The sequence below is a fragment of the Paenibacillus sp. FSL H7-0942 genome, from assembly GCF_045040715.1.
Classification (GTDB): domain Bacteria; phylum Bacillota; class Bacilli; order Paenibacillales; family Paenibacillaceae; genus Paenibacillus; species Paenibacillus amylolyticus.
The window spans coordinates 6,883,320-6,896,305 of sequence record NZ_CP150279.1; the positions used below are offsets into that span (position 1 = coordinate 6,883,320).

Here is a 12,986-nt window from a genome sequence, read left to right on the forward strand (position 1 = left end):
ATGCACTAAAAGCCGCTCTCGAATCTCTTCGTAAGGCGGCTTCATATATAAATTAACGATTACCACCCCCGGCGTCTCCGGGAGTACTCAGAAAATTGAAATCAGTTCCTTTGTATACGGATGGCGTTCTTCAGCGAACAACGCTTCTGCGCCAAAGCGGTCAACGATCTGACCTTCCCGCATAACGATGATACGCTGGCTCATGCGATGTACCGCAGCCAGATCATGAGAGATGAACACGTATGAAAGACCAAGTGATGTGCGGAGATCGGTGAGCAACTGCAAAACTGCTCCTTGCGAGATCACGTCCAGGCTGGCCGTCGGTTCATCCAGAACAACAACGTCCGGCTCAATGCCAATAGCACGTGCGATCGTGACCCGCTGACGCTGGCCACCACTTAGCTCATGGGGGTATCGTCCAGCCAAATCGCTTGGAAGCTCGACCGCTTCAAGCAGCTTTTGGACGTATGCCTCCTTCGACGTGTAGGTAAAGTGGGACAGCTCGGCGTTCCGTCCAAGTTGTTCGTACGGATCGATTAGTGAATCGGCAATCTTGAGCTTGGGATTCAGTGCTGCCATTGGATTCTGGAAAACAATCTGAATCTTCCGGCGATGAGGTCGCAACCGTCGACCGCTCAGCCGTGCAATATCCTGTCCGCCCAGTGTAATCGAGCCTGTATCTGCATCTTCGATCCTCAACAGACAGCGGGCGAGTGTACTCTTGCCGCACCCGCTCTCACCAACCAGGCCAAGGCATTCGCCGTGGTTCAGGGTGAAGGAAATATCGTTCACAGCCGGTCGGTCTGCACCTGCATACGTTCGGCTGAGATGTTCCACGTGAAGCATAGGATTGCCAGGGATGCTGAGCGATGAAGCATTGTCTGAACCGGCAATATCTATATCCGCATCTATATCCGTATGATCTGTACCCGCAGTATCTATGATTACATTGTCTGTGTCTACATGGTTTAAGTCTCTAGCAAAATCGTGGCTTCGCACACCAGATTCTTCTTCGGACTGCACGAGTCCACGGCGTTCATCATTTGCGGTCGTCTTCATTCGGTTCCTGCCTCCTTCAATCCCGACTTCAGCGAACGACTCAGAACGGGAGCCGCATCAATCAGCTGGCGCGTATATTCATGCTGGGGATGATCGAGAATGCGATGTTTCCCGCCAGATTCGACGATCTGGCCTTCCTTCATCACAGCCAAGCGGTTGGCATAGCGACGTACATGGCGCCAATCATGCGTGATAAACAGAATGGCACATCCCGTCTCCACTTGTTTGCGTGCCAGCAGTTCCAACACGCGATGCCCGGATACACTATCGAGTGCCGTCGTTGCCTCGTCTGCAATTAGCAGACGAGGAGACAGCATCAGCGAGGTGGCAATCGAGGCCCGCTGAAGCTGTCCACCGCTCAACTGGAACGGATAGCGGCGCAGCAATTCAGCGCCAAGGCCAACCGATTCCAGCGCTTCCTCCGCTCGTTTCTTGCGGATGGCAGAAGACTTTTCTCCATGTACCTTCTGGTATTCATCAAAGTGCCCACCAATGCTGCGAAAGGGCGTAAATGCTCCCTGATAGTCTTGAAAAATATATGAGATGCGGCTTCCCCTCAGGGCGCGCATCTCCTTTGACTTCCGTTCGAGCAGGTTACTGCCTTCGAACATGACTCGCCCCGACGCATGCAGGTTGGGCGGCAGCAGACGACCAATCGCTTGCGAGAGCAAGCTTTTGCCACTACCGCTCTGACCAACCAATGCCATGAATTCACCTTCGCGAACAGCCAGAGAGACTTGATCTACAATCGTACGATCCCGACTGGAGATGCTCAGTTCCTCAATGGAGAGAATCATGGCTGCACCTCTTTCTTCACGTCAAACCGGTCTCTTAGATAGTCGCCCAGCATGTTGGCAAGCAGCACTACCGAGACAATGGCAAGACCCGGATAGATCATCAGCTCTGGCCGAGACTGGAAATAAGGCCGTGAGTCATTCAGCATCGCACCCCATTCAGGTGTTGGCGGCTGTGCGCCAAGGCCAATGTAAGACAATGATGAGATGAGTAGAATGATTTTACCCAGATCAAGACTGGCCAGCACAAGCACATGGCCTGCGATATGCGGAAGCAGATGTTTTCTCATGATACGACCGTCCGAAAGTCCGTTGGTCCGGGCGATGCGAATGTAATCCTTTTGGGACTCCGATAAAACCGTACTTCGAACAAGACGCGCATAGCTGACCCACTTTACGATCACGATCGCCAATACCAGATTACCGATTCCCGCGCCAAGCAAGCCACTTAGCACAATCGCCACGATGGTATCAGGGAAAGCAAGAAAGGCATCAGCAATCCGCATGAACAGCTTATCAACCCAGCCACGTTTGTAACCCGCAATCAAGCCAAACGGAATACCTATCAGCAATGCAGCACCAAGTGCCAGCAAGCTATAACCCAGCGTTTGGCCGCCACCAAGCAGCAGACGTGTCAGTACATCGCGACCCAGATGATCGGTGCCAAACGGATGAAGAGCACTTGCGCCCTGCAATCGTCCGCGCAGATCGGTTAAGGTATGATCATGCTTCAGAACTAAAAAGGCATACAAGGAGGCCGCGATGACCAGCAGTGCAAACAGCAGACCAATGATCGCCTGCCAGCTATGTTTTTTAGATTTTGTAGTTGGAATGGGCAGGGGTATGGTTTTCATCGGTGGGCCTCCTTTTCCTTGAGTTTCATTTCGGGATTCAAATAACGGTACGACAGATCAACCGCCGTATTCACGAGGAATACCACAATAGCCATGATCAGGATGTAACCCTGGATCAGTGGATAATCACGCTGGCGGATAGCATCAACGACAAGCTTGCCGATGCCCGGATAAGCGAACAACACTTCAATCACAACAACTCCACCAATCAGGCTGCCGAGGCTTACGCCGAATACCGTAATGACAGGCGGCAGACTGTGCCGAAATGCGTGAAGCATGAAGATCCGGACTTCGGATAACCCTCTTGCCCGGGCGGACCGAACGAACTCCTGACTGAGTGAATCTAACAGGCTGGAACGCAAAAGACGCACATAAACGCTGGAGATGGCAAGTCCCAGCGTCAGAGATGGCAGAATAAGTGATGTAAATCCATCCCGGCCCATGGTTGGCAAATTACCGAAGCGTACGCCGAACATGTCGATCAGGATCAGACCCAGCCAGAAACTTGGCACCGCCGCACCTACAATGGAGAGCATCCGGCTGCCGCGGTCAATCCAACTTCCACGATGGAGCGCTGATAGCGAGCCTAGCGGGATCGCTATGACGAGCATGACCAGCAGTGCGCCAATCGTCAGTTCAGCCGTAGCCGGCAGCGCACGCATCAGGGTCTGCATGACGGGCTGGCCTGTCGAATACGATACACCGAAGTCGAGTCGAACAAAATCGAGCAACCAGTTGCCGAACTGGACAGGAAGCGAATCATTGAAACCCATCTCCTCACGTACAGCTTCGACCTGCTCCTGACTGACGGAAAGTTCGTCCACATTCAGGATCGTCAGCACGGGATCACCCGGAGCCAGACGAATGAACAGGAAGCTCACAAACATAATGAACAATAGAAAGATAAATACCTCAAGAAACTTCCGAAGCAAAATGCGAAACATTACATCACATCCAGCTTATTGGTAATCATGTAATATTCACTGCGAGTGGTAACCCAGTTCTTGATCTTCTTGCCGTTATAGGCAACGATCGTACCTGGATGCAGCACGAATGAATTCAACACGTTGTCATGCACATAGTTGGCTGCCTTCTCGGCAAGCTCTGCGCGCTTCTCCGGTGCAACTGTGAGATTCAGTTCGTCGATGATCTTGGTCAACTCCAGATCTTCCGATCCGCTGAAGTTAAGAGCACCCTTTGGATGGTACGTCGCATTCAGGTAATAGCCTGCATCCCCACGAGGAGCTGTCAAATTACTGTACGTTGCAATATCCCAGTCACGGTTGGATGCCATATAATCTTCCGGCGTGTCAATCTGGCGAATCTGCACGTCGATACCAATTTTCTTCGCATCAGATTGGAACACTTGAGCAATCAGTGGAAGATCAGCACGGGCTGAATATGTCAGCAGCGTCAGCTGCAATGGTTTGCCATCCTTGGTCATCACGCCGTTTTGCTGCGTGTACCCTGCTTCGTTGAGATATTTTAAAGCGACATCAGCTCCGGATTCCGTTGCTGTATCCGTATAGGTTGGTGCGAATGGTAGCGATGGCAGGAACGGCCCAATGGCTGCTTCGCCATAGCCGAGCAGGATCGTGTCCACGATACCCTGACGGTCAATCAGCGCGTCCAGCGCACGACGAACATTGAGGTCCTTCATACTCTCCCGCTGCATGTTCATCGTTAGCTGATGCACGCGGAATGTCGATGTGGACTCAACCTTCATGCCGTCCAGCGCTTTGAGCGATTCGAGGCTTTCGACTTCCGGACGGTATACGATATCTACCTGCCCAGATTTGAGCGCTAGTGTACGAGCGTTGGCATCTTCATTGAATGAGAACGTGATGGAATCCAGAGGCGATGCTCCGTCCCAATATTCATCATAGCGATCCAATTCCAGCTTGCTGCCTGGGGTAAAAGAGGTCAGCTTGAACGGGCCCGTACCAATGGGCTTGTTCACAATGTCCGGCTCACTCACGTCGATAATCGCCGTGTTGGGGTTCACCAGTTCCGAAGCGAACTCCGGGAACGGTTGAGTTGTGGTGATCTCCAGCTTGTCGCCCTCGGCTTCAATCGTATCGATCTTGAGCGCGTTCTGGATGGCTACATTCTCTTCCAGTGCCCGCTCAAGGGATGCCTTAACGGACTCACCCGTCATCGGCTTGCCGTTCTGGAAGGTCACATCATCTCGCAGGTCGATCGTCCAATGCTGCCCATCTTCGCTCTCCCAGCTCTCCGCGAGCCATGGAGCAACCGTAAGGTTATCTTCATCGAGACGAACCAGCGTTTCCGTAATGCCCGCGCGCAGCGGCACATAGCTAGAATCCACATGTGGATCTAGGGAACTGGTGGAGAAGTTATATAGGAAGTGAACATTTTTATTATCAGTGGATGGTTGCGCAGCGGGACTGGACTCAGATGATCCGCAGGCGCTCAACAGTCCAGCGCTTAAGGCCAAGGAGACCAGCGCTAGCAGTGGCGTCTTTTTATTCAAGGTAATGCCCCTCTCTCTTAATCGTAATCATTATGATCTAAACAATGAGTATTATCATATCGTAATGATTACGTTTTGACAAGAGTTATATTGGTGTTAGAACGAGAAAAAATCCGACTCTCGGATGAGAGCGGATTCTTCATGTTTTTTGTTACATATGAGGGCTTGATTAGTAGGTATTTTCTTTACGATCCGGGATTGTTTAGATGTAGAACCATCCAAAAATTTCTAGAAGAGTTAAATCCAGTTTCGTAGTCTTCCAGCAAATGTGACCAGTAACCTCGATGTACTTTAAGGATTAAACAAAATAGAGTTTATGCGGAACATTTCAAATGCAAAATTCGTTTAGGGACTAAAGAGGGGGAGTACGATGAGAAGATATTCACTTATCGCCTTAATGTTTGCTACTGTTATGGCCTTGATTCTTAGCGGCTGCCAAAGTTCTAATCAGCCCGATCAAGTCGGAGTAAGTAAAGTACCGAAGGAGTTACACACCTTCTATCCTGGCGATATTACACAGGTTGATTCTATTGAAATAATGAGTGGTGATGGTACTAAAAAAATAACCACAAATCAAGTGCTGATTCAGGAATGGATTGAAAAGGTACGCGATTTAGAAATCGTACTTGATCCGTATCAAGAAGATTCAACAGGGGTTTTGTACCATGTCACGATGTTTGAGCAGGGAAAAGAAGTGCTGTACATGACACCTACCGATATGAATCATCAGCCAATAGAGCCGCAGTTGGAATTAGCTGACCGAATGTCGGAACTTTATGATGCCATAGAATAAGAGTGTTCATGTGGCCTGTATTCAAAATGACTACATGCTGAAAAGTTCGATTTGAAATTATCCTTCGTAATCATCTTCTAGTTTAGGTATGAATGGGGAGAGAAAGGGATCATTATTCTCCATTACTTTACCTCGGACTAAAGTGTAGACCTTAAACTGATTGAAGGTTTCCGTATCATCACTATCTCTTACATAAAGAATTCCATAGGAGCCTGGAGCTATTTCACCTACTTTTCTAAACACTTCGGTGGGATCATACTTTGATACAGGTTTGTGATTATCTAGGCCCGCTATCCATAGTTGAAAGTCACCATTAACTGCTCTCACGTCCAAAACACCTGTAGGCCAATTTAGCTCCTCTACATATTCCCGAAGATGTTGAATAACTAAACCATATTGATACTCATTTTCTTCAAACGACGCACACTCTCTAATGGTTGCCCAGCCATGATATTCGTACATTACCTTTTACAGCTCCTTTATCCGTAAACTATGTAGACAGTGCTTCAAAACTATTTATCTTCTATAGTCGTTACTAACCTCAGAATATATACAGGATTTTACTTGCACTAATAAATGCGCTAGGTAATATATCTTGTACATTTTCAATTCTACTCGTTATATAATCTAACTCACTCCCGTTTAAATGTTGCTTTGCCCACTCCCTTAATCGTTTTAATTCAACTTCAGCAGCTTCTAATTGGTGAAAATATATTTTAGATCCATCCCGAATCAGGGCTATTCCTAATTCATGTATTGCTGCCTCCCAGTACTCATCGTAAAATTCCTGAGTAGCAATATTCTCACTGAGTGTAAGTTCACAGTTCCGATCTTCTATATCCCCGTTATATCTGTATAGGCCTACGGACATTACTATCCCCCCAAGTTTGATCTACATGATCCTATTCGATGTCGCTAATATCTTGTACTGAAATATTTAAATGTCTCCAATACTTAAGAGGATAAGCTGAATCACCTACAACCATTTCGCCTTGTCTTATGGTAAAACTCTCGCCTCGTTCAAAGAGTTTTATCATCGGTTCGTAGAGGTCGATGTATTGAATTGCTTCACCCACTCCTTGATCTGCTAATTCGGAAACTTCTAAATAACCGTAGCAAATTACCTTTACATAAGGTTTTCCTAGCGTGTCCAGTTTTGAACAAGCCCGATATACCTTTTCATCTATAGCTTTTCCAAGAATTTTAGCAAAACTAAATAGGGGATATTGATCTATTGAAGCATCCATCTCATTTAATAATTGATTAACGCGTCTAAGGTATTCTTTAATCAAACCATGAGAAGAAGATTCTAGTGAGCTATCTTCTGTATCCTCAAATGAAATAGACGATAAACGTTCAATAGCTTTGGTTAGTAGCTGCCCCATGTGTTGCTCTCCTCTCGATTAACTATTAAACCTATTTAGAGTTACGTACAAGGTAACGACTAAATAACGCAGCCCTGGCAACTGCGTTATCGTTTTAAAGTATGTTCTTTAATCTCAATCAGTCGTATTCAATATACACGCTGCAACCGTTCGTTTTGCCTAGTTCTAAAAATGTTGATATCTGATGTGCTACTTCTGGGAGAGTAGGAACAATATTTTTAACATTCTCTATTTGCTCACCAGTTACTTTACTCACATTGAAGGACTTAAATAAATGAATAGCTGACTCAAGGTCCTGTATTTCCCATGGACTTTCCTCATACCAACCTTCATGGGCATAGTATTCTTGTAGAATACCATTGTCAGTAGACTCATACTGGCACATAAGATCCAATAATGTCTCAAAATATCCATTCCACATCTTTAGGATATTTTTCTCCGCAGAGTTTTCAAATACAATTAATATTTCCGGTTGCCCCTCGTAACCAACATAATAAAAGTCATTAACTTTATCTTCTATCATAGCTCAACTCTCCAACGCTTAAATGCCAATAGTTAAATAATAGGCAACCCTTCCATGTCCATTTAAGTAAAGTTTCCATTCATTAAATCACAAGGGCTTTAATTTAAGGACTGTAGAACTGCTATGAACGGAGGATGTCCCGTTTCTTGGTTTTGTAACAAACTTGGTTTACGAAATCTTAAACTCGTCTGCAGTTCAATTACAGGTGCTTCAGCCCTGACTTCTTTAAGCAAAACTTTTATCCAAAGGGGGCACAAGGGTACTCTACAACCCAACATCTTTATTACAGAATCAATATCGAACTCGCGTCCATCTAAATTATTCGAATTTAACATTCCCCGGTAAAGATATTCGTCTGTAGAATTTAAAGATTTACCCCGCTCCTCAATCGGAGTAATTATGAATTTACTGTTTTCACCCAGTACTTCGTTATGATAGGTGGATAATTCATCTACAGTTTTTAGTAAGTATTCCTTAAAAGAATCTAAGTCCATATATTTGATCAACATGATCACTCCTTTAATTTCTTTATTATTACTGGTTTGGAGTCTACAACATAACCATCTTTGTCCGTTTCAAACTTATAAAGTTCAAGCCAAGAGCTCTTCACCTTTACACCTGCGTTCTTTAGCAAATCGGCGTACATACTTGATTCTTCCGGAGAAGGACGGTAATGCCCTGACTGATTAGTAATCTTTCTTACTTCTCCTTGACCATTAATCTTTAATTGCCCAGCAGCAAGGACCTCTTCCCGTCCTCCTAATGTATGATGTCGCTTCCCAATGATTAATTCTCCATTTTTATTGATAACGAAATCAACTTCAGTTCTACCATCAATTCCTTTTATTCTTCCACTTTCTAAATGATATGTGAGTACTTTGCCGTCATGTGGAAAGTCTTCATTCGGAAATTTATTACTAATAGTTGAACTAGAATTCACTTTTCCATGTGTAGCTCCTAAATTTTGTTCAGCCTTCTTTATATTATTCTGAATCTTAGATGCCAAACCAGATGACGACGTTTTAAATGGTCCTGAACGTCCCGGCATACTCCCACGAACCATCTGTATGGCCATGAATATCTGACTAAACTTCAGAGAGGTCACCATCATCTGAGCATACTTATCTGATACAGGCTCTCCTGTCGTAGGATGAATGCCCATCTCAAATGCCTTGATCTGTAACGCAAAAATATCTTCCCCAGGCGGTTCAACGTTCACAGCTTGCATACGATTAAAGTCCAGATTTCCCTGATCCCTCTGATAAGCCTGAAGAGCAGCCTGATCCGCAACACCATTCTCGTTGACAGGCATCCATACCCACTTACCGAACATATTGATTTGCGCCATCCGATAGCCCTTATCATCCGAACTTGAACCACCTGATGACTTGGTCATCATAGCTGCGGCACCGACTGCTCCAAACGCACCACCCAGACTTACCTTCTGAGCATCTGCATCTTGGAACCGCGTGGCGATATCCTTCAATTCCTTGGATGTATTCACCATACTCTCCAGCGCTTTATCCAGTATAGGTCGTGACTGCTCGAACTCATAGTAAAATCGCTCCTGCGTTGCCCCCATCCACATCATCTGAACGAACATGATCTGTCTCGTCAGATCACTTCGTATACTCTCCAACTGTTGTCTGGCTTGATCCACCTGATTCGATACGTGATGTAGTTGTTCAGGGGTAACTTTGATTGTACTCATACGTTTCTCCGCTCATTCGAAACAGGATTATCCTATGTTAGCAGAAGTGTAATATGTAAACTATCCGGCTAACATCCTGATTTCACCATGGTAAAAACACAAGTTGTGCTCCTCATCGGTGCTATGGTCCTATATGCATATACCCACTTCAAGGCATATCCTACCAGTTTCAGTAAATACCTTTCCTACTTCATTTCCTCCAACATCACCCGATACCTTCCAATCTGCTCCGCTGTCGCCTCTTCCCGCAATGATTCCAACAATGCCGTGCACCTTATAAAATACCGATCCATCCCAAGCTTATCTGCTAACCGAATCGCCTGCAAAATGAACTCCAATGCCTCCTGTGGTCTTCCCATCCACTGTTCATACAAAGCCCGCTGATAACAGTAATGGTACATATTATCGTTGTTTGAAGAATCCACTTCTCTGCCAATACCCTGTATCTGATCCTCAAACACATGTAAAACCCGATCAATCTGCCACCTATGCCGCACTGCTGCTTCCGTAATCACCTTCAGACCTGCCAGCCATTCCTCCGGATGCTCAAGCAAAAAGTTCACAAACTCCTCCAGCAGTTGCACCTGCCCCGCTTCAATCTCAAGACCATACCGATTCACCTGTGCCTTATGTCTGAACTCCTGCACCGCCTGCATGCCTACCTCATCCAGATCCTCCATCCATCCCAGTTCTGCATATTGATCGATACATGCCCGCGCCTGATCGGCTTCCCCCATCCTCTGATGAGCCATACCCCGCATTAAGTGACTGAAACCATAATAATAGATCAATGGACGATCGGTATGTATATGTGGTGCAAGCATTCCCTTTGACTGATACTCCTGCCGCTCTTCATAGATCGACTGCACACATTGATATAACATGTCCGCCCTCTCCATCACCTTATTCCAATTTTCAAAAGCCACAGCCATGTCCAACATTTCAACAATGATGTCCGGTTTGAGTGATTTTAGGATAGATTTACGCAAAGAGAAGCCCTCCCTCTATATAGGTTACGTTAGGCTATTAAACCAAGTCATTTATGCCTTGCATAAAGTATCCTATTTATTTTCTTTTAGAAACTACAAAGAAGTAGTACAATAAATCTAATATAGTACTTAATCGCAGTTTTTTCAATATGTTTTACTGCCTTTATAACCCTGCTAATTACTTCAATACTCTCCTAACCTTTAGGAGAGGTGGTTAATATGACAACATTACGAAATTCGGTAGGAGAACGGATTAGAGCAATTCGTAAGGCGAAAGGTTTAACACAACAGCAACTTGCTGAACTTTCAGGACTGGATGATGCGTACATTGGATCAGTAGAGCGTGGCGAAAGAAATTTTTCAATTGATACTTTGGAAAAAATAGTTCATGCATTAGGTATGCCCTTAGCAAATTTCTTTGCCATCAACAATCAAAAAGAAGATGATCGTCAATTTATAATTGATAAGGTAACAACTTCATTACATCAATTTGATGTTAATCAGATTGAGATTATTGATAAAATAGCTAAGGAACTTATTAAGTTATTCCATAAACATTAAATAAAATACAATTCTATAATCTTACTTTACTAAGTTTCGATAATTCTTTAAACAATTTGAAGAATTTCGGGAAAAATTTGCGGGGAAATTGGAGGGAATTTCATTTTTCTAAAAACGTTTATAGAGAAACCTAATATATGTGGAATCATTATTCTTAATTGCATCAATTTGATTTTATCTTCGTTGTCTTATGAATCTGGTATTATAAAATTCATTTCATTAGCTATCTTAATCTATTCAATTTATGTAATGTTTATTTTGTCTAAAAACCTTTATTTTGATTTTAAAAAATTAAAATTGTTACAGGATTTCTATATCAACACTTATTCTTATGATTTGAAACAAAGAAATTTAGTTATAAATGACCTACTAAAACTCTCCTTTGGTTTCTTTGTCATGTTACTTGTCATGTTAACAATTACTGAGTCCTTTACCTTGAATGTAATCCTAAGCGATGAAAACTTAGGATTACTTTATTTATTTTATTTTGGCTTATTCATTTCTTATATTGTAAAAATATGTTACTCCAAGATTAGTCCATTACTCTTAATACTTTCTTCAACTGTGTTTGGTTTTATAATTATAGTTACCTTATTACTTACATTACTCATGTTACTCATATTTTCAGTATCATTAATTGCAAACACTATAGAAAATGGGCTAGAATTTCAAGCTAATGGCTTCTATCAAATTTTTGTAGAAAACTTTATCAAACTTGGATTAGGACTAATTTATATAGCATCAGATAAGATGTACTTCATTTCAAATTTGTTGTTATCCTCTTTAATTCAGGTTCTCATAATTTTCATTATTCCGCCTTACTTTTTTTACAGATTAAAGAGTTCTCTAACTTTTATAAATTACATATTTAACGCATTAATTTTACTCCTGCTGTTTATGTCACAAGATATATCTATTACTCTTGATGTCTTGATAAAAAACCTTAATATGGAAGACTATCAAGAATTTTCAAAAATAGCTAGAGGGAGCACTCCTAAAGAGGTATTTGATAAATTCATTAATGTTAGCTTGATTCCATATATAATAGGTTCCTTTGCTGGATTAATATTTTTAGAATTCAGAGAGAGAAAGCTGCTCAAAGAAGCAAAAGATAATTATATAAAAGCTTTACAACACCTTAACAATTCACAAATCAAAGTCGCCGTTAAGCACTTTAAAAAGGCAGTTTTTTATGGTGGTGAGCAATATGAGTTGCTAATAATGAGCAAACAAGAGTTTTCTGAACTAAAGTCATTCTTGTTCGCCGATATAGCATTACGTACTAGTCTTAAGGAAAGAATATTTAACAAGATAAGAGAAAAGGTAATTAGAATTATTGATCAAATTAAAGAATATATTTTCTTTTTTATTAAAGAATTATCAAAAGTACCACTTATATTAAAAAGTATAGCTTTTCAATATAATATCACTAACAATTTGATATATAACATCTCATCATTTTCTGTTTTTCTAATTATAAATCAAATCAGTTATATTCCTATGAATATGCACTTGAACCTGATAGTATTGTTTATTCAAATTATGACAACTATGACCTTTATAGTATTTTTTAATCTATTTTCAATATCTACCATGAGTTTTTTCTACTTTTGTTGTCGCCTTATTTTAAAAAGAAGAGTTGTTTTTATAATTTCTATAGTTTTCCTTTTAGCTTTAGTTATTGATTTCCTTTTAATTTCAAAACTGATAAATATCTTTTTTATGACAATTAAACTTAGATCTTCCATCTAAAATTAAGATCATTCAGAATTCTTTGATACTCTATCCCATCGCTGCCTTATAGAATTCAATATAGGGCAGCA

Annotated in this window: 15 protein-coding genes; 3 read left to right on the forward strand and 12 right to left on the reverse strand. The window is 42.7% G+C overall.

Features of this window, described 5'->3' with window-relative positions; all coding sequences use genetic code 11:
* Positions 1-87 precede the first annotated feature (87 nt).
* From MHI48_RS30080 to nikA, 5 genes are read right to left on the reverse strand one after another with little or no spacing between them, the layout of a single operon-like run.
* The gene (locus tag MHI48_RS30080; RefSeq protein WP_083677533.1) at positions 88-1,059 is read right to left on the reverse strand and encodes a dipeptide/oligopeptide/nickel ABC transporter ATP-binding protein; all 972 of its coding nucleotides are present in this window, start codon (positions 1,057-1,059) and stop codon (positions 88-90) included.
* Complete coding sequence (locus tag MHI48_RS30085) at positions 1,056-1,856, reverse strand: ABC transporter ATP-binding protein (RefSeq protein WP_076329334.1); 801 nt, start codon at positions 1,854-1,856, stop codon at positions 1,056-1,058. The genes MHI48_RS30080 and MHI48_RS30085 overlap by 4 nt, the downstream gene beginning before the upstream one ends.
* Positions 1,853-2,707: a nickel transporter permease gene (nikC, locus tag MHI48_RS30090; RefSeq protein ID WP_036671814.1), complete on the reverse strand. Its 855-nt coding sequence runs from the start codon at positions 2,705-2,707 to the stop codon at positions 1,853-1,855. Before nikC ends, MHI48_RS30085 begins: the two co-directional genes overlap by 4 nt.
* Positions 2,704-3,651: a nickel ABC transporter permease gene (gene nikB / locus MHI48_RS30095; protein ID WP_076329333.1), complete on the reverse strand. Its 948-nt coding sequence runs from the start codon at positions 3,649-3,651 to the stop codon at positions 2,704-2,706. The genes nikC and nikB overlap by 4 nt, the downstream gene beginning before the upstream one ends.
* Positions 3,651-5,201, reverse strand: coding sequence for a nickel ABC transporter substrate-binding protein (gene nikA / locus MHI48_RS30100; protein WP_083677532.1), 1,551 nt, complete (start codon positions 5,199-5,201; stop codon positions 3,651-3,653). Before nikA ends, nikB begins: the two co-directional genes overlap by 1 nt.
* A gap of 370 nt (positions 5,202-5,571) precedes the next feature.
* Here nikA and MHI48_RS30105 point away from each other — a divergent pair, with 370 nt between their 5' ends.
* Positions 5,572-5,994, forward strand: coding sequence for a hypothetical protein (locus MHI48_RS30105; protein ID WP_076329332.1), 423 nt, complete (start codon positions 5,572-5,574; stop codon positions 5,992-5,994).
* Positions 5,995-6,051: 57 nt separating this feature from the next.
* Here the strand turns inward: MHI48_RS30105 and MHI48_RS30110 are convergent, their stop codons facing one another.
* From MHI48_RS30110 to MHI48_RS30140, 7 genes are all read right to left on the reverse strand, one after another.
* A complete protein-coding gene (locus MHI48_RS30110; protein WP_076329331.1) occupies positions 6,052-6,456 on the reverse strand; it encodes an Imm7 family immunity protein in 405 nt (134 codons plus the stop codon).
* Positions 6,457-6,535: 79 nt separating this feature from the next.
* Positions 6,536-6,865, reverse strand: coding sequence for a hypothetical protein (locus tag MHI48_RS30115; protein ID WP_076329330.1), 330 nt, complete (start codon positions 6,863-6,865; stop codon positions 6,536-6,538).
* Positions 6,866-6,896: 31 nt separating this feature from the next.
* Positions 6,897-7,379, reverse strand: coding sequence for a hypothetical protein (locus tag MHI48_RS30120; RefSeq protein ID WP_076329329.1), 483 nt, complete (start codon positions 7,377-7,379; stop codon positions 6,897-6,899).
* Positions 7,380-7,497: 118 nt separating this feature from the next.
* On the reverse strand, positions 7,498-7,902 hold the full coding sequence (locus MHI48_RS30125; protein WP_076329328.1) for a hypothetical protein: 405 nt from the start codon (positions 7,900-7,902) through the stop codon (positions 7,498-7,500).
* Positions 7,903-8,000: 98 nt separating this feature from the next.
* The gene (locus MHI48_RS30130) at positions 8,001-8,411 is read right to left on the reverse strand and encodes a hypothetical protein (RefSeq protein ID WP_076329327.1); all 411 of its coding nucleotides are present in this window, start codon (positions 8,409-8,411) and stop codon (positions 8,001-8,003) included.
* Between the two features lie 2 nt (positions 8,412-8,413).
* Positions 8,414-9,613, reverse strand: coding sequence for a WXG100 family type VII secretion target (locus MHI48_RS30135; RefSeq protein ID WP_076329326.1), 1,200 nt, complete (start codon positions 9,611-9,613; stop codon positions 8,414-8,416).
* 185 nt (positions 9,614-9,798) lie between these two features.
* Positions 9,799-10,602 (reverse strand): DNA-binding protein, encoded by an 804-nt coding sequence (locus tag MHI48_RS30140; RefSeq protein WP_083677531.1) that lies wholly within the window; start codon positions 10,600-10,602, stop codon positions 9,799-9,801.
* 219 nt (positions 10,603-10,821) lie between these two features.
* Here MHI48_RS30140 and MHI48_RS30145 point away from each other — a divergent pair, with 219 nt between their 5' ends.
* A complete protein-coding gene (locus MHI48_RS30145) occupies positions 10,822-11,163 on the forward strand; it encodes a helix-turn-helix domain-containing protein (protein ID WP_076329325.1) in 342 nt (113 codons plus the stop codon).
* A gap of 258 nt (positions 11,164-11,421) precedes the next feature.
* On the forward strand, positions 11,422-12,915 hold the full coding sequence (locus tag MHI48_RS30150; RefSeq protein WP_143781491.1) for a hypothetical protein: 1,494 nt from the start codon (positions 11,422-11,424) through the stop codon (positions 12,913-12,915).
* Positions 12,916-12,986: the final 71 nt, after the last annotated feature.

Coding starts and splice junctions, on each gene's coding strand:
- MHI48_RS30135 (WP_076329326.1), bottom strand. CDS start 9,613: ATGAGTACAATCAAAGTTACCCCTGAACAACTACATCACGTATCGAAT.
- MHI48_RS30130 (WP_076329327.1), bottom strand. CDS start 8,411: ATGTTGATCAAATATATGGACTTAGATTCTTTTAAGGAATACTTACTA.
- nikB (WP_076329333.1), bottom strand. CDS start 3,651: ATGTTTCGCATTTTGCTTCGGAAGTTTCTTGAGGTATTTATCTTTCTA.
- nikC (WP_036671814.1), bottom strand. CDS start 2,707: ATGAAAACCATACCCCTGCCCATTCCAACTACAAAATCTAAAAAACAT.
- MHI48_RS30120 (WP_076329329.1), bottom strand. CDS start 7,379: ATGGGGCAGCTACTAACCAAAGCTATTGAACGTTTATCGTCTATTTCA.
- MHI48_RS30125 (WP_076329328.1), bottom strand. CDS start 7,902: ATGATAGAAGATAAAGTTAATGACTTTTATTATGTTGGTTACGAGGGG.
- MHI48_RS30105 (WP_076329332.1), top strand. CDS start 5,572: ATGAGAAGATATTCACTTATCGCCTTAATGTTTGCTACTGTTATGGCC.
- MHI48_RS30110 (WP_076329331.1), bottom strand. CDS start 6,456: ATGTACGAATATCATGGCTGGGCAACCATTAGAGAGTGTGCGTCGTTT.
- MHI48_RS30145 (WP_076329325.1), top strand. CDS start 10,822: ATGACAACATTACGAAATTCGGTAGGAGAACGGATTAGAGCAATTCGT.
- MHI48_RS30080 (WP_083677533.1), bottom strand. CDS start 1,059: ATGAAGACGACCGCAAATGATGAACGCCGTGGACTCGTGCAGTCCGAA.
- MHI48_RS30115 (WP_076329330.1), bottom strand. CDS start 6,865: ATGTCCGTAGGCCTATACAGATATAACGGGGATATAGAAGATCGGAAC.
- MHI48_RS30085 (WP_076329334.1), bottom strand. CDS start 1,856: ATGATTCTCTCCATTGAGGAACTGAGCATCTCCAGTCGGGATCGTACG.